Origin of the sequence: Streptomyces sp. NRRL S-1813, from assembly GCF_000719605.1 — a bacterium.
GTDB lineage: Bacteria > Actinomycetota > Actinomycetes > Streptomycetales > Streptomycetaceae > Streptomyces > Streptomyces decoyicus.
Map to the genome: position 1 here is coordinate 244568 of NZ_JOHB01000003.1, position 21329 is coordinate 265896.

Genomic DNA, 21329 nt, shown 5'->3' on the forward strand with positions numbered 1-21329 from the left:
AAAGGATCGCTCATGGCGCCGACCACCCTCGTCGCACTGTGGGAGCAGCAGGCCGCCGCGACACCCGACGCGGTCGCCGTCGTCGCAGGAGCACACCGCGCCAGCTACGCCGACGTGGACCGCCGGGCCACGGCACTCGCCGCCGAGCTACAGGCACGCGGCATCGGACCGGAGAACCTGGTCGGCGTCTGTCTCGGCCGCTCGGTCGAGATGGTCGTGGCCCTGCTCGGCATCCTGAAGTCGGGCGCCGCGTACCTGCCCCTCGACCCGAGCTACCCGGCCGACCGGCTGCGGCACATGACCACCGACTCGGGGGCCGGGCTGTGGCTGTGCGACGCGGACCACCGCGCGCAGGCCCTGGCGTCCGGCGCGGCCGACGTCCTGCTGGTCGAGGACCTCCCCGCGGAACCTTCCGCACCGGTGGCTCCGGTGGCCCCGGTGGCACACCCGCACCACTTGGCTTACGTCATCTACACCTCCGGTTCGACCGGCCTGCCCAAGGGCGTGGCCGTCGACCACGCGGCGATCGCCTCGTTCCTGCGGAGTGTGGCCGAACGCCCCGGCCTCGGGGCGGACGACCGGGTCCTCGCGCTGACCCCGCTGTCGTTCGACATCTCGATACTGGAGCTGTTCCTGCCGCTGACCCGGGGAGCGACGGTGGTGATGGCCCCGCGCGCCGCCAACACCGACCCCGAGCTGCTGGCCGCCGCCATCGCCGAGGCGGGTGTGAGCGTCGTCCAGGCGACCCCCACCACCTGGCGGATGCTGCTGGCGTCCGGCTGGACGGACGGGCACGGCCGGGTACTGCTGTCGGGCGGTGAGCCGCTCGATCCGCAGCTGGCCCGCGGCCTGCTCGCCACCGGCGGCACCCTGTGGAACCTGTACGGGCCGACCGAGGCGACGGTGTGGGCCACCGCCGCCCGCATCGACGCCGTGGCCGACCGGGTCACGGTCGGCACGGCCCTGTCCAACACCCGGCTGCACGTCGTCGACGAGGGTGGGCGGGAGGCCGGCCCAGGAGTCACCGGCGAGCTGTGGATCGGCGGCGCGGGCGTGGCGCGCGGCTACCTCAACCGGCCCGCGCTGACCGCCGACCGGTTCGTGCCCGACCCGTTCGGGGACGCCTCCGGGCGCCTGTACCGGACCGGCGACCTCGCCCGGTGGTGCGCCGACGGCATGCTGGAGGTGCTGGGACGCAACGACCACCAGGTCAAGGTGCGCGGCTTCCGCATCGAGCTAGGCGAGATCGAGGCCTGTGTGCGCAGCCACCCCCTCGTCACGGACGCGGTGGTGGTCGTCGACCGCGAGGCGGCCGGCGGCGAGCAGTTGGTGGCGTACCTCGTGCCCGCGCACGACGCGCGGAACGTATCCGAGGACCTGCCCCGTCAGGTCCGTGACCACCTCGCGCAGCGGCTGCCCGCCCACATGGTGGCCCAGGGCTACGCAGTGCTGGACGCCCTGCCCCGCACCCCCGCGGGCAAGGCCGACCGCGGCGCCGTGCAGCGGATCCCGCACAGCCCGGTCCGGGCGAGCGGGCCGATGCCCGACGACGCCCCGCTGCCGCCGCACACCGCGGCGGTGCGCCGCGTGTGGGCCGAGGTGCTCGGGCTCGACGACGTGTCCCCGTACGACGACTTCTTCGGCCTGGGCGGCCAGTCGCTCACCGCGGTACGGGCCGTGGGCCGGCTGCGTGCGGAGCTCGGCGTGCCGGTCGACGCCCAGTCGGTCTTCGCCCATCCGACACCCGCCACGCTCGCCGCCGCCCTGGACGGCGTGGCGCCCTCGGACGACGAGCCGATCCCTGCGGCCGCGACCGCCGAACTCTCCTTCGGCCAGGAGCGGATCTGGTTCTTCGAGCAGCTGAATGACGCGGTGCCCGCCTACCACCTGCCGGTCGCCCTGGGCCTGCCCGGCGGGCGCGTCGACCTGACGCTGCTGCAGGACTGCCTGTCCGCGCTGGTGCAACGGCACCCGGCGCTGCGCACGGCCCTCGTCGCCGTCGACGGCCGGGTCCGCCCCGAACTGCACGAGCCGGGACCGGTGCCGCTGCGCCACGCCGAGGTCGCCGAGGAGGACCTGGACGCGCTGGTGACCGAGCGGATCCGCGCCCCCTTCGCCCTCGACCGCCCACCGCTGCTGCGCGCGGACGTGCTGCGCACCCCGAGCCGTGACATCACATTGCTGACGATTCATCACATAGCGTGTGACGGCGCATCGGTGGATCTGATGGTGCGGGAACTGGGCGAGCTCTACACGGAGCTCGCCGCCGGCCGCCGCCCCGCCCCGGCACCGCTGCCGGTGACGTACGCCGACTACGCGGCCTGGCAGCGCGAGCGGCTCACCGGCGCCGAACTGGAGCGGCTGCTCGACCACTGGCGCACCCGGCTGTCCGGCGTGCCCGCCTTGGAGCTGCCGACCAGCCGGCCCCGGCCGGCCGTAGCGAGCCACCGCGGCCGCCGCGAACTGCTGCGTATCCCTGCCGGCTCGGCGCACCGGCTGCGCACGCTGTGCCGGGCCGAGGGCGTCACCCTGTTCATGGGCCTGCTGGCTCCGTTGCAGGTGCTGCTCGGCCGGTACGCCGACGAGAGCGATGTCGCCGTCGGCACCCTGGCAGGCGGCCGGCTGCGCCCCGAACTGGACGAAGTGGTCGGCTACTTCGTGAACACCGTCGTTCTGCGCACCGACCTGTCCGGCGACCCGACCTGGCGCGAGCTGCTGGGCCGGGTCCGCGAGGTCGCGCGGCAGGCGTACGCGCACCAGGAGCTGCCCTTCGAAAAGCTGGTGGCGCAGCTGAGCCCGGAGCGCGACCTGAGCCGCAACCCGCTCTTCCAGGTGCTGTTCGCCCTGCACGAGGAGCCGGGGGCCGGTCACTTCACCGAGCTGTACGACCGCAAGGAGCTGGAGGGACGGCTCGGCACCGCCCGCTTCGACCTCGCCTTCGACGTGACGGACCACGCCGCCGGGGCCGGTGACCTCAGCATCTCCGTCGAGTACGCCACCGACCTGTTCGACGCGGACTTCGTCCGGGGCCTCGGCCGGCACTTCCTGCGGGTGATCGAGCAGATGGTGTCCGGCGCCACGGCCCACCTGTCCGAGCTGGAGATCGTCTCGCCCGATGAGCTGCGCACCCTCTCCCTCGGCAACCGGGCCGAGCCGCTGCCCGAGCCGACCACCCTGGTCCGCCTGTGGGACCGCCAGGTGCGGACCGCCCCGGACGCGGTCTGCGTCGTGGGCGACGGCCGGTCGCTGACGTTCGCCGAGACCGACGCGCGGGCCTCGGCCCTGGCCCGGGAGCTGCGGGCCGGGGGCGTGCGCCCCGAAGGCCTGGTCGGCGTCTGCCTGGAACGCTCGGTGGAGCTGGTGGTCGCCCTGCTGGGTGTGCTGAAGGCGGGCGGCGCCTACGTCCCGCTCGACCCCGGCTACCCGGCGGACCGGCTCCAGTACCTGCTGGCCGACTCGGGCGTACGCCTGGTCGTCGCGGACCCGGGGCACCCCGCCTCGGCCCTGTTCGGCGACGGCGTGCGGCTCGTGGCGGTGGACCAGGAACCCGGGGCGGGCCCGGGGGCGGACCCCGGGCCGGCCGAGGAGGCACAACCGCACCACCTCGCCTACGTGATCTACACGTCCGGCTCGACCGGCAACCCCAAGGGCGTCGCGATCACCCACGCCAACATCACCGGGTTCCTGGAGTGGAACCAGCGGCTGTGCCGGCTCACCGGGCGGGACCGGGCCCTGCTCAACCACTCGGTGGCGTTCGACAACTCGGTCTGGGAGATCTTCCAGTGCCTGGTGTCCGGCGCCGAACTGCACCTGGCGAGCCCCACCGCCGCCTACGACCCCGAGGAGTTCCTGCGAGAGGTCGCCGAGCGCGGCATCACCACGCTCAACGCGACGCCCTCGCAAATGCGGATCCTGCTGGAGTCCGGTACGGATCCCGCGCCGCGACTCGCCTCCGTACGCCTGGTGTTCACCGGCGCCGAGGCCGTGCCGCACGAGGTGGCCCGCCGCATCCTGTCCTCCACCGCGCCGGGATGCCAGGTCTTCAACGAGTACGGGCCCACCGAAGCGACCGTCACCTCGGCGTTCTGCCCGATCACCGAGGAGCTGCTCGACCTGCACGGCCATCGCCCGAGCGTCCCGTTCGGCCGGGCGACCGACAACGCGCACCTCTATGTGCTGGACCCGCGGCTGCGCCCGGTCGCCCCGGGCTGTCGCGGCGAGCTGTACGTCGGCGGCAGCGCGGTCGGCCGCGGGTATCTCGGCAGGCCGGCCCGCACGGCCGGGGCGTACCTGCCCGACCCGTACGCCGCGGAGCCCGGCGCCCGGATGTACGCCACGGGCGACGTGGTCCGGCTGCTGCCCGACGGAAATCTGGTCTTTCTCGGCCGCAACGACCACCAGGTCAAGGTGCGCGGCTTCCGCATCGAGCTCGGCGAGATCGAGTCCGCACTCCAGAGCCACCCCACCCTCGCCGAGTGCGTGGTGGCCGTGCGCCGCACCCGCACCGGCGTGGACCAGTTGTCGGCCTACCTCATCCCCGAGCACCCCGAACGGCCCGCCCCGGACCCGGCGGAACTGCGCGCCCATCTGGCGGAGCAGCTGCCGCCGTACATGCTGCCGCAGAGCTACACCGTGATCGACGAGATCCCCCTCACCCCGAACGGCAAGGTCGACCGGGACGCACTGCCCGACCCACGCCCGGTGCCCGCCCCGGCGCCCGCCACCCGCCGGGCCGTCACCAAGCGGCAGCTCCTCGTCGCCGAAGTGTGGCGGGAGTGCCTGGGCGTCGAGGAGGACTTCGGGCCACAGGACGACTTCTTCGAGGTCGGCGGCACCTCGTTGACCATCACCACGGTCGCGGGCCGGCTCGGCGAGCGACTCGGGCGCCGGGTCCCGGCGGCCCTGGTCTTCAGAAACCCCACCGTCGCGGGCCTCGCCGAGGCCCTGGAGGCGGACGCACAGCGATGAACAGCACCCACAGCACAGGCGTCGTCCTGGTCGACGCCTGTCTGCCGCGTCACGCGCCGGCGTAGGCGTTCATGAACCGCGGCTGCGCCGTCGTCCGCGTACGGAGCACGGCACAGGCAAGGCGGCGGGACTGCGCGGCGCGCGGCAACTGCTCGTCGAGTACGCCGGATCGCTGAGGGCCTTCCCTCGCGAGGTCGGCGGCCGGACGTGGTCGCGGCGCTGCGCGGCGCGGCGCGGCGCGGCGCGGCGCGGCGAACGACGGGGTGAGCGTCTGGCGACACTCCCGAGGAGGCGGCGGTCGCACGGACGCCTGCGGCCGGCCGTGGCTCGAGGACTCGGCCGGGTGGCTGTTGCCGCTGCCTCCCGACGAGGCCGCAGGGCCGCGGTGACGCATGGCGAACACGTCAAACGCCGGCCGCCGCCCGGTGTGCTGCCGGGCGGCGGCCGGCGTGGAGCGCGCTGCGCGCTCAGCAGGCGCGGGCAGGCTCAGCCGACGGGGTCGCCGTCGAGCTGCTCCACGGGGGCGACGTCCCCGGCCGGTGCGGCCCGGCTCGTGGCCGCGGGCCGCCGGTCGAGCCCGATCACGAGCGGTACGGCCAGCACGCTGATCGCGGTGAGGAACACCCAGGGCAGCGCCGCACCGCCCGCCAACAGCGCGGTGAGCAGCGCCGGGGCGACGGCACCGCCGACCGACCAGGACAGCTGGTAGACGCCCAGATAGCGGCCCCGCAGATGCTCGGGCGCCATCACCACGCTCAGTTCGCTGGTCGGCGGCGAGCTGAGCATCTCGGCCACGGTGTAGAGCACCATCGCGATCAGCAGCCCGGCGATCACCGCCCAGCCGGGCAGCACGAGCAGCGTGCCGAAGACGACGAACGCCGCCGCGTTGAACAGCAGGGCCAGCACCAGTACCGTCACCGGACTGCGGGCCTCGATCCACCGGCTGGCGAGCGTCTGGAGCAGCGCGACCATGGCCGCGTTCAGCACGACGACCACGCCGACGATCCAGGCGCCGACATCGAGGTTGTCCACCGCGTAGACGGCGAGCAGCACCGAGATCACCGTGGAGGCGAAGACGAAGGAGATGTTCGTCGCGACCAGCCGCAGATACCGAGTGTCCTTCAGCACGGTGCGGTAGCCGCCCGAGAGTTGTCCGGTGGTTTCGCCCGCCGCCCGCTCCGGCTCGGCGGGCTTCGGCTCCGCGGGCCCGGCACCGGCCGCCTCGCTCGTGTCCGCGCCGCGCAAGGTGATCACGAGCCAGCCTGCGACGGCGAAGGTGACCACGTTGATCACCATGACCGCCTGTAGCCCGGCGACGGTTCCGATGCTCAGGGCCACCGCGGACGCGGCGCCGCCGAAACCGACGCCGACATTGCGCAGGGCACGGACGAAGCCGAACCAGCGGGCCCGCTCGGCGCCCCGGGCGACCAGCACGGTGAGCGGACTGTTGCCCATCCAGAAGGCGGTGGAACCCAGTTGCACCACGAACTGCCACAGCACGATCTGCCAGGCCGCGTGCGAGAACAGGAAACCGATGAATCCGACTACCGAAATCCAGTTGCCCGCAGCGACCACGATGCGCGGACCGTATGTGTCCAACAGGCGCCCGATAAAGAGCGGAACGGGCAGGACGAGCAGCTGGCCGGCCGTCAGCGCGGCGCCGACGGCGGCCAGTGACAGCGACGTCGTCTTCACGAAGAAGACGACGGTGAACGCCATCACCAACCCGTTTCCCAGGCTGTCGATCAGATTGGCCGTGACGAATCGGCCTTTTCCCGCAAGGTCCGGCAGACCCCAGGCCGTCTGAATCCGCCGCCACGCCGAAGGCGCGGGGGAATGCTGCGGCATGATGACTTCTCTTTACTTCGCTGTATGGGCAGGCAATTCGCCCACGGCAGGCACTTCACCCCAGGCGGGCAGCTCGCTCTGATGGAAGACGGCTGCGCTGCGCGCCTTGGCATGCGCCATGAGGGAGATGACGCTGCCCGAACCGGCCGGCACCATCCTGGCAAATGCTCCCGCACAACCCTTCGGGGTGTAGAACATGCCATAGGCCGCATGCCATTCCTCGGTTTCCCCGGATATCGGGTCCACCACAAGCTCCGGCCGTGGCATCACTCTCTGCTGTACGACACATCCTTCGGCGGCGGAGTTCTCCAGAGCCCGCCGCCATGTGGCGTCGTCCGTTTCCCAGCCCACCACGACGCCCGCTCCGCCGCCGCGCGCGTTGGCCTTCAGGATCAACTGCCCGCGCCGTTCCAGGCACTCGTCGACGAGCTCGGTGTCAGACTTGAGCACGTCAGTGTTGATCAGTCGGGTCCAGGGCAGCACCCGGTCGATGAGCCGGCACTCGTCCTCGCTGAGGCTGCGCCGCCGCGCCGGGTCCGAAACCAGCGCCATGCAGGCCTTGTTGGCGAACACGTTGCTGGAGAAGGGGGTCCACAGCAGCGTCCCACCCGCCCGGTGCGCACGCAGCAGGGGTGCCACCAGGTCCCAGCCGTCGGGCTCCTCGGCGATCTGGTCCGGGACGAAGGCACGGTTGACCACGTCGATCTTTGTGTCCCCGAGGTAGAGCGCCCCGCCGCGTTCGTGCACGTCGGAGACCTCGGCCAGCAGGATGTCCAAGCCCGCCGAGCGCAGTGCGGACTGGAAGTTGCGCCAGAGATCGCCGTAGTCCTTCAGACCACCACGCCATTCCAGTATGGCCACCACCGGCTCGCGGCCGGGTGCCACCGGGGCGCCGAAGCGGCGCAGCGCCTCCACTACGGCGCGAATGGGGTGCACGTAACCGAGCCGGTTCCGGCGCGCGAAGTCGGCGAAGGCGTCGACCTCCATCATCGCCTGGGATATTTCACTCACCAGGCCCCAGCCGCCGGACTCACTCCCCAGATTGGTCTCGAGGAGCTTGAACGAGGTGCCGTCGTGGTACATGTCGGCCCGGCCGAAGTAGGGCGGAGTCAGGTCACCGAACTGCCGTATCACTTCCCAGTGGCCGTCGTCGATGCCGAGCACCGACCGGAATGCCTCCAGATCACCGCCGAACATCCGGTCCGGCAGGGAAAAGAGGATTTCGACGAGGTGCTGCAGGTCATCGGCGAACTCGCGAATCTCACGCTCGGCGAAGAAGATGGGCCTGGCCAAATACTCGCCACGCCAAGGTGCGAGCGTCGGGAAGTCCTTGACGTGCTGGGCGACCGCGGGCAAGCCGCTGCCCGGCGTGCGGAATTCCTCGTTGTACTGGGCCGTTACCCGCTCCGCCGACATGCAGTCTCCGCTCCTGCTCGGTGATGACTGGGCTCCTCGGCCCGCAGGTGTCACTGTTTCACCCCGGTCTCCGACACGACTCAATTGTGGCTCAATTCTGCGCCTCAATTCTCGGTCAACGCCCCCTGTGGACACTGGACATCCGCGTGGAGACTAGAGTGTTTGAACACCCGAAAAGAATGGTCCTTGCAGCCATGGGGGAACGTCTATTCTTTCGGCCGACGCCGGCCGGCGGTCTCGGGAAAATCGACCGGCCGATCGCCGCACCCGTCAACCACTGACCGCATAGCGTCAATTATCACTCACGCAAGATGTTCGGCACACTCAGCGTCCGATCGCGCAGCGAACTCGCGGGCACGGTCAGGCAGAGACTAGGGGAGGCGCCATGAACGCCACGACCGCCACGACCGCCACGACCGCCACGACGGACACTTTCGCCGACGCCATCGGCGGGCTCGGGGACGCCGAGTGGGACCGGCTCGCCGACGGCAGGTTCTACTCGTCGGCGCTGTGGCTGCGGGTGTGCGCCCTCGACCCCGGGTCGGTCTCCGGCGGACTGCACGTGGAGACCCCGGGCGGCGGCCGGGCCGCGATCCCCGTGGCGGCGGTGACCGACGAGCCCACCCCGGACCTGCGGTGGCATGAGCTGCTGGCTGCGCGCGGCCTGCCGGCGCCCGACCCGGGCGGCCTGCTCATCGGCCAGCGCCGCGGCTACCTGGCGCACCTGCTGACCGGCGAGGGGACCGATCGGACCGAGGCAGCCGCCGGGATGCTCGACGCGGTCCGCGCGCTGCGCTCACCCCTGCACGAGGACTCAAAGATCGCCCGCGTGGCGATGTACCTGACCACCGAGGACGTGGGGGCGCTGCGCGCGGCGGGGGTGCGGACCGCGCCGGTCGCGCTGACGACCGACGCCTGGATCGAGATCCCGCCCGGCGGCTACCACGCCTGGCTGGAATCGCTGTCGGCACGCCGAGCCCGCAGTATCCGCAGCGAAATGCGGAAGTTCGAGAGGGCCGGATACGAGCTGGAGCACCGGACGCTCGCCGAGTCCTGGCAGGACGTCGCCCGGCTGCTGGCCCGTTCGCTCCTGCGCTACGGCAGAACTGTCGACGTGGCCCCGATGGCCGAGTCCTTCCGCAAGCAGGGTGAACTCGCCGGTTCACGAGCCGAAGTGGTGCTGTGCTCGCGCCCCGGCGAACCGCCCGTCGGCTTCTGCCTGTACTACCGTTGTGGTGACACCGTGTACCTGCGGGCGCACGGCCTCGACCACGACCAACTCGTCTCGGCCGCCGAGTACTTCAACCTCACCTACTACATGGCGGCGCGGCTCCCGGGAGTGCGCCGGCTGCACGCGGGCGCCGGGACCGCGGAAGGAAAGGCACTGCGCGGCGCGACGCTCCGGCCGCTGTGGCTGCTGGACCTGTCCGAGGACAGCCCGCTGGCCGGGTACGACGAGGAGGTCCGCGAGCACAACCGCGCTCTGCTCGCCCGCCTGCGCGACTCCTCGCCCGCGGTTTCCGCCGCCCTGGACGGCGAGCTCTGGGGACCGTACTGCTGAGGCCGGCTACCGGCGACCGCGGCGTGGCCGTCGGCGGCGGACACCGCGCCCGTCCACGCCCACCGCCGTGGGTGGGCAGCCCGTCGCGCGGACGTTCTGGTCACGGGCGACGGGGGCAGGCGGCCCGCGGTTCCTCGTGCCGCTGCGACCTGGTCGGATCGTTCACGTCCCCTCGGCCCTCAGCACCGCACCGTGGACGTCGCCAGGGCCCGCCCCTCCCGTCAGGGCGTCGACGGCTTCGCACGGAGCCGGCGAACGCTCGGGGAGAGACGGGCCCTGGACGTCTGCGGCGGTCGGTCACGCCGCCGGCCCGGTCGGCCTCAGGTCCAGCTCACGACCGTCCGGGGATCGGTGAACCCCATGATGAAGGACACCGTCGTGCGGTTGCCGGCGTTGGCGTCCACCGCGTGCACAAAAGCACCGTTGAAGGCGTAGACGTCACCCTCCCGGATGTCCAGGCGCAGTTCCTCGAAGTCCGCCAGTGCCTCGGCCTGATAGGGCAGTCCCGTCAGCTCGATGCCGAGCGAGCGCCGGGTCGCGTCGTCGGGGCGGATGTTCCAGATCACCAGCCGGCCTCCGGCGGTGTGTTCGGTGCACATGTTGACCGCGCAGATCTGGTGGTCCAGGACCCGCTGGACCTCGAAGCCCTGTTGACGCGGGTCCTTGCACTGCGCTTCGTCCTCGTGCGGGTCGAGGGAGAAGTCGCCCTCCTTGTCCCACGCGCGGATCAGCGCGGCGCACGCCGAGCGGCCGTTCATCTGCGCCACCCGCAGGGACGCGCCCTCCTGCCGCAGGGCCTCGTCCACGCCCTGGCGGAACACGTGCCAGGGCGAGTCCGGGGCGTCGATCACCTGCCCGACGTGCTCGGCGACCACGGCGGACTCGTCGAGATAGGTCTCGACGTCCTTGTTCCAGTGGTAGGCGCCGACGAAGTGCGAGGGCTCGCCCTCGCGGTGCTGCCGGGCGGGGCTGGCCCAGAATCGCTCGGTCAGGTCCTTGCGCGCCGCCGGTGGTATGACGTCCCGGAAGATCACTCCCAGCCTGCGGCCGTGAAGGACGTCCAGAACGAGCTCATAGTCCAGTTCGCCGCGCTCCTCGAAGCGGAAGAACTCCGGATCGGCCTGCTGTCCGCTCAGCCGCATCTTGCTCTGCTGCATCTGTTCTCTCTCTTTCACTTGTACACCACTGCTTTCACGGAGCCGGGGCCGGGAGAAGACCAGCGATTCAAAGCCCCGGATCCGCCGGGTCACGAAGGCCACCCCCACCAGATATCCGTTCAGATCATGCTGCTCGCCGTAGCGGATGAGGCGGCTGGTGCGGGTAGATAAAGTCGCGGCCCGAGTACTTCAGCGGAGTGCGGCACAGCGGGTCGGCCCCCGCGCGCTCAACTCGCCTGCGGTGGAGTGGTCATGCGCGTCACAGCCATCCGGATGGGCGCACTGGTCGGGCTGACAAAGCTCCCGTGACCGATTGCCTGTTCCAGAATCCACAGTGCCGAGCGGTCTTTGCTGCTTCCGGCGGGATTGCAGAATTCCAGCTCGGCGACGATGTCGCACTGCTCATCCGCCAGGGGAATGAGCGGGGTTTTCGTGAGGCTCTTGCGCATGTGCTCTGCCCCGTCGAGCAGGGACTTATCAGCGTGCCTCTGGAGCATGCGTCGAGTGTGGCACGGGACCGACCGAGGCGGCTCAATCGCGACTGAAGTGCGACGCAAACAGGCTTGTCGGGGAAATGAGGAAGGGCTGTTCCGCCGTCCACGGCCGTGGACGGCGGAACAGCCCTTCAGGCCCGCGAGGAAGGCCGAGTTGTCACGTCCGGCGGCCAGATGGATCGCCAGGAACGGCACCACGAAGCCGCCGACGGACGTGCTGAGCATGCCGCCCCGGAGCCATCAGTAGGAGCGCGGCAATCCGCCTGCGGTGGTCCGGGGGAGGTCACGAGGCGTTGTCCGCCACGGCGTGGTGTGCCGTGACGCGTGCTCAACCCTGCTCCTCGTACTCGACGTACAGCGTCCGGGCGAGGTGGTCACGGTACGCCTCGGCCTCGGCGTCCGACCCGTGGCGGGAGAGCACGATCACCGGGTATCCGGAGAAGTCCGGGTAGGGGTGCAACAGTGCGCCGGGACCCATGGTCTGAACCAGGTAGTCCACCCGCGGGTCGGTACGCACCGAGTCCAGGCCGTGTATCTGCTTGATCCGCCCGCCGCTTCCGACCGGCACTTGATAGGCCGCCGCGTGACCGGCCGGCACCGGCTCCTCACGCCAGCACAGCGGCTCCCGTCCGAGGTGGATGCGCAGCGCCTCGACGGCCATGTCGATCCCGCTGCTGACGTGGGCGAGGTGGGCCATGTAGCCCCCGCCGCCGATGCGCGCGCCCATCTCCAGCAGCACCGGGCGCACTCCGCCGACCAGCCGCAGTTCGGTGTGCGTGGTGCCTTCCGTGACGCCGAAGGCGTGGTGGGCACCGATCACCTCCGCCTCGATCGCGGCGATTATCTCGGCGGGCAGTTGGGCGGGGGCCCGCAACGTGGTCTCCTGGAAGTAGGGCCCCGTCAGCTCTCCCTTCCAGCTGACGGCACAGACCCGTACCCTCCCGTGGTGGACGAGGGATTCGGCGGAGATCTCCGGACCGTCCAGGTACTCCTCGACCAACACGCCGGCTTCCGCGGCCAGTCCGTCGTCGGCTCCGAGGTGGGCTTCGACGAGCTTGCAGGTGCGGGCCACGGCTTGCTCTAGGCCGTCCTTGTCATCCACACGGATCACACCGAAGCTGGAGTGGCCGTTCGCCGGCTTGACCACGACGGGGAACCGCAAGGTCAGCGCGTCGGTCCAGTCGTCCGGATCGTCGATGACCACGAAGCCGGGCGCCCCCAGCCCCGCCTCCAGCAGGTGCTGGCGCATGCTGCGCTTGTCGCGCACCACGGTCGCCGCCTCCTCGGTCAGGCCGGTGAGACCCAACTCCCCGGCGGCGCGCGCCACGAAAGGCACGGCCTGCTCGTTGCCCGCCATGATCCCGTCGAAGGGCTCCCGCCGGTAACGGTCGGCGAGCGCGGACAGCGCGGCTTCCGGGTTTCCTTCGATGTCCAGCGGCAGCAGCTCGACCACCGCGGCGGCCCTCCCGGCGGACTCCTCCGTGTCGTCCCCCCTGGGGACGAGGATCAAGTCGATGCCGGCACGCTCGGCGGCATCGAAAACCCAGGGGAACGTGGACAGCTGTCCGACGAGGACGAGCTTCGGGCGTGGTGACATCTGCGGTTCTCCAAGGTTCGGCTGCGTGGGCGGGTCCGGGCAACGGAGTGGTGGAACGCACCGGTGGCGTACGTCTCCACGTTTTGTGTGCATTCCTCGCACGGCACCGGGGTGTGGCCCAGCGCGCTGATCAGCCCGCGGAAAGAGTCACGCTCCTCTTCCCAGCCTTTGCGGACGCTGCTGACGAGGATTCTCACGCTACGGTGTCTTTACTGCTGAAAGCTTCGCTTCTGAGCTTGGCATGCGACCTCGATTCGCTGAAGCGACCGCCGCGCACCACGCGCTGGAGACGCGCGAGGCGACGGGCAAGGTGGTACGGGAGCCGTGACCGTCAGGCGGAGCACATGACCGGCGCGCTGCTCGGCCGCGCCGCGAACGGGCGTGTCCCGGGCTCCCATTCGTAGGAGAACCGGCCGTTCACGCACGGGTGCTGCGCGCGCAGCAGGTAGCTCTCCGCCAGCTCCTCCAGCAGGTCCTCGGCCCGCTGGTCGCTGATCCCCAGGGCCGCTGCAACAAGCACCGGCGTGAGCCGGTCGGGGACGCCGGGAGACAACAGCGCGTACGCCAGGGGCCGTGACTCGGCGGGCAGCGTCGCGAGCGTCCGGTCGAATCCGGCCCGCACGCCCAGCGGATCGCTGTCGGCGCCCCCGGACGCGAGGACCCAGGCAGTGGCCTGCCGGGCCGTCCAGTGCGGGCGGCGGCGCAACTGCGAAGCGACCGCGAAGAGCACGCCCGGCAGCCCCCGGCACAACCGGGCCAGCCGTCGCAGCCCCTCCGGGTCCATGGTGATCCGGTGGCTCGGCACGGAGGATGCCAGCAGGTGCAGACAGTCGTCGAAGGGCAGTCCGGCCAGTTCGACGTGGACCGCCGACGAGGACACGAACAGCCGCCGACGGCTCCCGATCACCACGCCGCAGCCGGCGCCGGACGGCAGCAGCGGCGTCAAGTCCCGTACGTCGCACACGTCGTCGAGCACCACCAGGACGCGCAGGTCGGCGGTCCAGGTACGGAACAGCAGGCTCAGGTCGGTCGTGCCCAGCCGCAACTGCTCCTCCGTCGCACCGAGTCCACGCAGGAACGAGCGAAGGATCTCGGCGGGCCGCACCCGCCGGCCGGCACCGTCACGGAGACGCGCGTAGAGCCGTCCGTCCGGGTAGTGACCGCTCACCTGATGCGCGGCGTGCAGGCACAGCTCGCTCTTCCCCGTGCCGGGGGCACCCCCCACGATCACGACCGGCCGGTCCTCCCGCGCCCGGCCTGCCAGCACCGCGGTGAGGCGCGCCAGCTGGCCTGCGCGTCCGGTCAGACGCTCGCGCGGGGCGGGCAGATGGCAGGGCGCCCGGGTGGCGGCGGTCACGGCCGTGAGCCGCCCGGCGGGACGCAGCAGCGCCTCGTCCGACGTGAGCACGGCGGTGTGCAGGGCCTGGAGCTGGGGCGATGGGTCGAGACCCAGCTCGGTGGCGATCCGCTCGCGTGCCCGCCGGTAGACCTGGAGCGCTTCCGCCCGCCGGTCCATGCGGTAGAGAGCCGTCATCAGATTGCCCTGGGCCCGCTCGTCCGTCGGTTCCCGCCCGGCCATCGAGGTGAGTTCGCCGAGCACCTCGTGGTGCCGGCCGAGGTGCAGGTCGGATTCGATCCGCAGGTGGTGTGCGCTGGTACGCAACTCCTTCAGGCGGACCGCCTCGGCCTTCAGCGTGGGCCCCTTGCGTACGTCCACCAGGGCATCGTCCCGCCACAGTTGCAGCGCCGCGGCGGCCGTGTCACGGGCCCGGGCGAAGTCCTCGTCACGGAACTCCGCTCGGGCACGGGCGAGCAACGGCTCGCACCGGAAGACGTCCACGTGGTCGGCGGGCAGCGACAGCTGGTAGCCGCCGTCGACCGTGCCCAGCAGCGGCCCGGCCACCCGTACCGCGCCGCCGCTCCGCGGATTGCCGAGGGAGAACCGCTTCCTGAGCTGGTACACGTACGTCTGGAGCGCGGTGTGCGCGCTGGCCGGCGGGTTGTCGTTCCACAGCTCGTCCATGAGTTGCTCGAAGGGCACCACCCGGCCCGCGTTCAGCACGAGCATTGCCAGTGTCTGACGTACTTTCTGGGCGGCCGGCGCCATGTCGACGCGGTGATCGTCCCCGTAGGCCTGGAGCGGCCCGAGAAGGTTGATTCTCATGAAATTCGCCCTGCCTCATGTTCGTTCGGTCCCCGTCGGACCGGCCGGCGACGCCACCGCCGGGCCCGGCCACTCGGGCCGGGCGGTGCGGATGTGCTCGGCCGCCGGTGTCAGGAACTCCTGGACCCGGCTCCCGCGGCCAGGGTCGGGTGGTGCCGGGCAACGATGTCGGGGAAGGAGCGGATCAGCCCTTTCATGACGTTGTCGCCGTAGAGGGCGAACAACGGGTTGCCGGCGACGTCGATGACTCCGCCGGCGCCCTCCACATAGGGGCTGGGCAGTGGCTGCATCGTGGCGTTCAGCCGAGGGTTGTAGAAGAAGGGAATGGAGTAGCGGTCGACGCCCGGGGCGGGCCGGACCACCCGGTGGAGGGTGGCACGCACGTAGCCCCTCGTCGCCACCTCCAGCAGCTCTCCCAGGTTGACCACGAACGCTCCCGGGATCACCGGCACATCGGCGAACTGGCCGTCCTCGACCGCGACCTGGAGGCCGCCGTGGCCGTCCTGGACGAGCAGGGTGAGCAGCCCGAGGTCGTTGTGGATGCCGGTCCCCTGGTCGGAGCCCGCGTTCTCGTCCGCCTGCGCGGGACCGGGGTAGTGCAGGAGTTTGAGGTGGATCTGCGGATCCGGATCGACCACATCGTCCAGGAACCCGGCGGGGGCGTCGAGCGACTCGAGCATCAGCCGTAGCAGTTGATGTGACAGGTCGGTCAGCCGGGTGATCCAGGACTCGATGGCCGGGCGCAGCTCGGGCATCGCCTCGGGCCACTCGTTCGGGCCGATCAGGCACCGGTAGGCGGGATCGCCGGGCGCGGGCGGCCTCGCGGGCTGCTCCGGCCCGATGTCCAGCTGCCTGCGCTGGTCGGGCACGCCCCGGGTGTGTTCGCGGCCCAGTTCGGAGTAGCCCCGGAACAGCGGCGAGTCGAGGATGTTCAGCGCGAGCCGATCGGCCTCGGGCAGGGCGAAGAACCGGCGGGTGAGCTCCAGCATGTCGTCGGCGTCCTCGATGCCGTGGCCGACGAGCTGGAAGAAGCCGATTTCGTGCACGGCCTTGCGCAACCGGTTCAGGAACTCTGCCCTGGCTTCTTCCGAACCGGCGGCGTCACGGAGGTCGAGCACGGGAAAGGGGTCGGTCATGGCAGCTCCTTCGCATCGCTGGTCTGGTAGGTCGTCGGGTCGGTCACGCCGGCGTCCCGGAACGCTTCCTGCCGCTCCCGGCAGGCGGCGCACCGTCCGCACTGCAACGCGTCGCCACGAAAGCAGCTCCAGGTATCGGTCCAGGGGACGCCGAGTTCCTCACCGAGCGACACCACGTCGCTCTTGCGCAGCCTGACCAGCGGCGCTGTCAGAGTCAGGTCAGGGTGCGCATATCCGCGGGTCGCGATCCGCTCCATGGCGAGGAAGGAATCGATGAACGCGGCATTGCTGTCGGGCGCGGCCTGGAGGTCGTCGACCACCCCGACGGCCACCGCTTCCGCCTTCTGGGCGACGGCGACCGCGAAGGCGACGGACAGCAGAAGGGCATTGCGGTTGGGTACGACGTTCGGGCTCTCGCCGGACGACGACCCACTCTTGTGATCCGGCACGTCGACTGTCGGGTCGGTGAGCGAGGAGCCGCTCAGGAGCTTGCCGACGGGGCTGAGATCGACGACGTGGTGCGGTACCCCGAGCGATCGAGCCGCCTTCGCGGCGAACTCGTGCTCGACGAGATGACGCTGGCCGTAGTTCACGGACAGCAGGTGGAGTGTGTGTCCTTGCGCCTGGAGGTGGTAGGCCATGGTGACCGAGTCCAGGCCGCCGGACACGATTGCGACAGTTTTCGGCATGCGCCGCCTTCCGGCAGACGGAAAGGGAGGGGGGATCAGTACGGAAGGATCAGGGAAGCGGTGTGCTGTGCACCGAGACAGCGGCGGTCGCGCGGGCGTCCGTCACGTCGCCGGCGTGGCCGGGACGAGCAGACGGGTCGATCGGTGGCCCTTGCGGTAGGTCAGTTCGACTTCGGGCCGCGGACCGTCCAGCCTCGTGGTGACGGTTCGCTCCTCGCTCCACCCGACCAAGCGGTACTCGTGTCCGCCGAGGGCCACCAGCGGGAAGAGGTGGTCCTGGGGAGAGCGAATGGCAAGGTCCGTGCCGGTGTCGACGATGCTGAAGGTGGCCTGCGGCTGCGGGCCGGTGAGCGACCCGAACTCCTCCACCTCCAGCAGGTGCGCCGGCGCGTCGAACGAACACGGCGCAGCTTCCCGCTCCCGGTCGGTCGTGGCCACGACCGGACGGTTGTAGAGCACTTCCGGGCCGTTGAAGTAGTCGGCCCAGTCAGCCGGGAACAGCCGTGCGAGCTCCGGTGTGACGAGCACGTCCACGACGAGATGCACCCGATGCTCGGGACCGAGGTTCTGGATCTGGTGCTTGCGGCTGAAGTCACCGAACCAGAACTCACCGGGCTGCCAGCGATAGATCTCTCCGTCAAGGTCCAGCGAGGCTTCCTCGTGGGTGATGACCGGGATGTGCAGCCGGGCCACACCCCAGTCCGGGGCGAACTTGGCATCGCAATGGAGGTATCCGACGGTGTCGGGTCCAAGATCCAGGAATCGGGCTGCGTAGAGGGGTCCGGGAATCGAGCGCAGAACCTCCCGCACGTACGGCATGTGGTCAAGCCACTCGGTGTCGGCGAACTCCGCGCTGCCGGCGCCCCCTGCGTCGGTACGTGTCTTGTCACCACCGGGGCTGCGCACCGGGAGGCAGCGCCAGTCCTGCTCGGCCCACCTGGACACTCGCCCGTTCTCGTACGAGCTCTGCTCGTCCCACAGGTGGTCGCGCGCGGTCATGAGGTCGGCCACCAGCCGGTCGGCGTCCAGCACGGGGAGCAGCCGAGCCGCTTCCGCAGGCGTCGAAGAATCATTTACGTTCATCGTTGTCCTTTCATGCCGACCGGACCGGATGCGCAGGTGTGTGGAAGAGAACGGCTGCTGTTCGCTGCTCTCCGACCCGGAGCCGGATGGCTCGTCACGCCCGGAGCAGGTCGAACAGCTCGCGCCGGAGCTCGGCGTCCGTGCTGAACTCCCCGCGATATGCGGTCGATGTCATCTGCGCGGCAGCCTTGATGCCGCGCATCGACATGCAAAGGTGCTCGCCCTTCGCTATGACCGCGACGTCCGGGGTGCCGCTCAGGGTGCTGATCTCGAGCGCGATCTGGTCCACGAGGCGCTCCTGGACCTGGAGCTTGTGTGCGTACTGATGGGCGACCCTGGCGAACTTCGACAGGCCGAGCAGTTGCCCCGTCGGTCGGTAGGCGATCGTCACGGAGCAGTTGAACGGCAGGAGGTGGTGCTCGCACAGCGACCAGACCTGAATGTCTGAGACGACTACGAGCTGGCTCGTGCCGATGGACTCGAAAAGAGTGCCCAGCGAACCCGGGTCGTAGTTGATGAACTCTCGCCACCAGCGGGCGAACCGCGCAGGTGTGTCGAGCAGTCCGTCGCGATTCGGGTCCTCGCCGATCTCCACCAACAGTTGGCGGGCGAGCTCGACCAGTGGATCCTCGGCCGTCCTCGACGCTGACGGGTCACCATTGAGGTCCAATTTTGTCACCGACATGCGGGCACCTTTCGTCCGGGCTTCGGAGTTACTGACCTGACGGCCGGTACTCGGCCCACGTCTTGGGAGTTTCTGAGATACGCACGCAGGTCAACTCGGGAAACTTCATCGACCATGTCTTGTAGACCCAGGCCGCCATATTCTCAGCCGTCGGATTTTCGTCCATCACATCGTTCAGATGCCGATGATCAAGATGACTGTCGAGCCAGACCTTGAATGCGGACAGTTCTCCGTAGTCTCGAACGAAGCCCACGGGCAACAGATCCGCATCATCGGCTCCAAGCTCCAACTCGATCACATAGTTGTGCCCGTGCATTCGGGCACACTGGTGCTCAGGAGCAAGGCCGGCAAGCCGATGACTGGCCGAGAATTCAAACTTCTTCGTGATTCGAAATGCCATCGATCCGAGTTCCCTTCTCCATTGCGCAAGTCGTTGCTCACACGCCGCGCTTTTCGTCCCACAACAAGGTGTGCAGTCTGGTCGTCAGGTTCCAGCCGCGCTTTACCACCGCGTCGGCCAACTCGCTCATGTGCTTTGTGACATCGTCGGCGGTACGCCCGATCGGCATGATCCATACCGAGGGCAGGTCGAAGGTGGTAACCAGCTGGGCCACTTCGTCGAGATCGCGGGTGTTCTGGCAGACGAACTTGAACGTGCTTCCCGGCAGTGCCGAAAGACTGGCGAGTGCGGCAGGGACGATCCTGCGCCGCAGGGCGTCGCCCGAGTGCGACAGTTTGGGCGAGACGTTGAACCTGACACCGGCGGCGATGAGTTCGGGGTGCGCGGCGTGCGTGCCGTTGGTCTCGATCTCGATCTCTTTACCGCGTGCGGTCAGTGCTGCCACCAGAGGAATCAGTCGCTCTTGCTGACCCAGGGGCTCACCGCCGGAGATCACGATCAGCTCGGTGTCGAAGCCGAGCAATTCTGCGACGACATCTTCGACCGGGCGGCGGTGCAGCTCCTTACGCGGATCATGGGCGACCCCGCTCTCACCGGCTCCGGTCCAGTCCCACGTATATGGCGTATCGCACCACGAGCACGACAGGTTGCACCCGCCGAGTCGCAGGAACGCGCACCTGCGTCCCAGGGAACGACCCTCGCCCTGGACGGTCGGACCGAAGATTTCGTTCACTACGAGATCCTGCTCCATGGCGCACCGTTTCCTATGAGTGGGACGGCTCGACGGCCGCCGGCTTCTGCGCCTGCACAATGAACCAATGCCGACTCAGCCGGACGCCCTGATCGACGGTCACCGCGGCGACATATCGATCGAACGCCTTCTTGTCCGCCGCCGGATCGTAGTTGTCGATGATCGGCACTTGGTGCAGAAAGGTGTCCAGATCGCCCGCCGAGTGGTAGAACTCCTCGAACCGGAACGCCTGGTTTACTGTCACCACGAAGCCCGCATCGGACAGTTCTTGAGCAATCCCCTCCGACAAGGGCCTGCCGTTCCAGCTGCCGAAGTCCTGGCCGCGACCGAACGTTTCCTTCAGCTCGCGAGCGTCCTGCTCCCCGATCCCCATGTACATCACGACCCCACCGGGGCGCAGCACCCGCTCGAATTCACCGGCAATCAGCGGACCGCGGCGGGAAGTGACCACATCGGCGTACCCATCGGGCAGCCCCGTGTGGGCGGCGTCGCACAGCTCGAACGTGACGTGCGACAGACCTGCCTCCGCTCGATACCGCGCGGCGCATTCCAGCATCGACGGCGACAGATCCATCCCGGTTACGGCGCCGTACGCAGGAGAGATGCGCAACAAACTACGCCCGTCGGCGCAGCCGACATCCAGCAGTCGGGCGTGTGGCGCTCCCAGTGCGGTAGCCAGTTCATCGAAGACGGCGTCCGGGCGGCCGTCGGCGAATACGTCGGTGCTCCGCGCATCGCTCAAGTAGCCGCCGAACCGCTCGGCCACCCGGGAGTAGAACTCCGCATCCATCGTCATCGGCCGTACACCTTCCCCTGATCCACGGTCAGGGAGAGGCCCTGGTGCGCACGCACCGGCCTCTTCCTCTTCCGTGGGAATTCCCTGACAAGGTCTACCGCTGCTGTCGCGGGGGACTTTGTGCTGCGCTGCGCTTCGGTTTCCGGGACGCCGAACGCGGCGGGCGTCACCGCGTCCCGGGTCACTACGGTCATTCGGACCACTCCTTGAGGGCCGTCCCCTGAAGGGGCGCCGAGGTCGGCAGGACCCAATCTCCGGTGTCGCCCTATCGGCCCGCCATCACGGCGCATCCACGGCGGGACGGGGCCGGGTTAAGGCGGTGATAGCGCGGGCATGCGGCGGCGATGGGCACCTGGTTCACGCTGGTTTCAGCAACGCCCGGACGGAATGCGAAACGGGTTGCAAAGGGAGGAGAACTGAGATGGCCATCAAGAAGTTGCCGGCTGCCGCGGGGGCCGTCGTCGTGCTGGTCCTGGGCGCTGTAGGAAATCAGCACGGCGTGGCGCGGGGCCCGGCCGCCATGACGCCGGCCGACGGCCCGACCACCGACAACACGCCGTGGACGTGACCGGCCGGCTGCCAGC

The 21329-nt window shown here is 69.8% G+C and carries 16 protein-coding genes; 3 read left to right on the forward strand and 13 right to left on the reverse strand.

Features of this window, described 5'->3' with window-relative positions; all coding sequences use genetic code 11:
- Positions 1-12: 12 nt before the first annotated feature.
- On the forward strand, positions 13-4968 hold the full coding sequence (locus IF67_RS0108295) for a non-ribosomal peptide synthetase (RefSeq protein WP_051817789.1): 4956 nt from the start codon (positions 13-15) through the stop codon (positions 4966-4968).
- Positions 4969-5454: 486 nt separating this feature from the next.
- On the opposite strand, the gene IF67_RS0108300 is transcribed toward IF67_RS0108295, so the two are convergent.
- On the reverse strand, positions 5455-6816 hold the full coding sequence (locus IF67_RS0108300) for an MFS transporter (RefSeq protein ID WP_051817790.1): 1362 nt from the start codon (positions 6814-6816) through the stop codon (positions 5455-5457).
- A 12-nt stretch (positions 6817-6828) separates the two neighbouring features.
- Positions 6829-8232, reverse strand: coding sequence for a hypothetical protein (locus IF67_RS0108305; protein ID WP_051817791.1), 1404 nt, complete (start codon positions 8230-8232; stop codon positions 6829-6831).
- Positions 8233-8617: 385 nt separating this feature from the next.
- Here IF67_RS0108305 and IF67_RS0108310 point away from each other — a divergent pair, with 385 nt between their 5' ends.
- Positions 8618-9793, forward strand: coding sequence for a GNAT family N-acetyltransferase (locus IF67_RS0108310; RefSeq protein ID WP_030983646.1), 1176 nt, complete (start codon positions 8618-8620; stop codon positions 9791-9793).
- 320 nt (positions 9794-10113) lie between these two features.
- Here IF67_RS0108310 and IF67_RS0108315 read toward each other — a convergent pair whose 3' ends face one another.
- From IF67_RS0108315 to IF67_RS40240, 11 genes are all read right to left on the reverse strand, one after another.
- Positions 10114-10950 carry a hypothetical protein gene (locus IF67_RS0108315; protein WP_030983648.1) on the reverse strand — a complete coding sequence of 279 codons (837 nt, stop codon included), beginning with the start codon at positions 10948-10950 and terminating at the stop codon, positions 10114-10116.
- 227 nt (positions 10951-11177) lie between these two features.
- Positions 11178-11447: a hypothetical protein gene (locus IF67_RS0108320; protein ID WP_030983650.1), complete on the reverse strand. Its 270-nt coding sequence runs from the start codon at positions 11445-11447 to the stop codon at positions 11178-11180.
- A gap of 325 nt (positions 11448-11772) precedes the next feature.
- Positions 11773-13041 carry an ATP-grasp domain-containing protein gene (locus IF67_RS0108325; RefSeq protein WP_030983652.1) on the reverse strand — a complete coding sequence of 423 codons (1269 nt, stop codon included), beginning with the start codon at positions 13039-13041 and terminating at the stop codon, positions 11773-11775.
- A gap of 331 nt (positions 13042-13372) precedes the next feature.
- Complete coding sequence (locus tag IF67_RS0108330; RefSeq protein ID WP_051817792.1) at positions 13373-15205, reverse strand: AfsR/SARP family transcriptional regulator; 1833 nt, start codon at positions 15203-15205, stop codon at positions 13373-13375.
- A gap of 110 nt (positions 15206-15315) precedes the next feature.
- Entirely contained in the window at positions 15316-16341 is a 1026-nt protein-coding gene (locus tag IF67_RS0108335; protein WP_030983655.1) for an isopenicillin N synthase family dioxygenase, read from the reverse strand.
- Complete coding sequence (queC, locus tag IF67_RS0108340; RefSeq protein ID WP_030983656.1) at positions 16338-17030, reverse strand: 7-cyano-7-deazaguanine synthase QueC; 693 nt, start codon at positions 17028-17030, stop codon at positions 16338-16340. Before queC ends, IF67_RS0108335 begins: the two co-directional genes overlap by 4 nt.
- A 102-nt stretch (positions 17031-17132) precedes the next feature.
- On the reverse strand, positions 17133-18113 hold the full coding sequence (locus IF67_RS0108345; RefSeq protein ID WP_030983658.1) for an aspartyl/asparaginyl beta-hydroxylase domain-containing protein: 981 nt from the start codon (positions 18111-18113) through the stop codon (positions 17133-17135).
- 94 nt (positions 18114-18207) lie between these two features.
- On the reverse strand, positions 18208-18798 hold the full coding sequence (folE, locus tag IF67_RS0108350) for a GTP cyclohydrolase I (protein ID WP_030983660.1): 591 nt from the start codon (positions 18796-18798) through the stop codon (positions 18208-18210).
- Between the two features lie 28 nt (positions 18799-18826).
- Positions 18827-19198: a 6-pyruvoyl trahydropterin synthase family protein gene (locus IF67_RS0108355; RefSeq protein WP_030983662.1), complete on the reverse strand. Its 372-nt coding sequence runs from the start codon at positions 19196-19198 to the stop codon at positions 18827-18829.
- 37 nt (positions 19199-19235) lie between these two features.
- Complete coding sequence (locus IF67_RS0108360; RefSeq protein WP_030983663.1) at positions 19236-19949, reverse strand: 7-carboxy-7-deazaguanine synthase QueE; 714 nt, start codon at positions 19947-19949, stop codon at positions 19236-19238.
- Between the two features lie 13 nt (positions 19950-19962).
- Positions 19963-20745, reverse strand: coding sequence for a class I SAM-dependent methyltransferase (locus tag IF67_RS40240; protein WP_051817794.1), 783 nt, complete (start codon positions 20743-20745; stop codon positions 19963-19965).
- Positions 20746-21166: 421 nt separating this feature from the next.
- On the opposite strand from IF67_RS40240, the gene IF67_RS43615 reads away from it, so the two are divergent.
- Positions 21167-21313 carry a hypothetical protein gene (locus IF67_RS43615; RefSeq protein WP_158713056.1) on the forward strand — a complete coding sequence of 49 codons (147 nt, stop codon included), beginning with the start codon at positions 21167-21169 and terminating at the stop codon, positions 21311-21313.
- Positions 21314-21329: the final 16 nt, after the last annotated feature.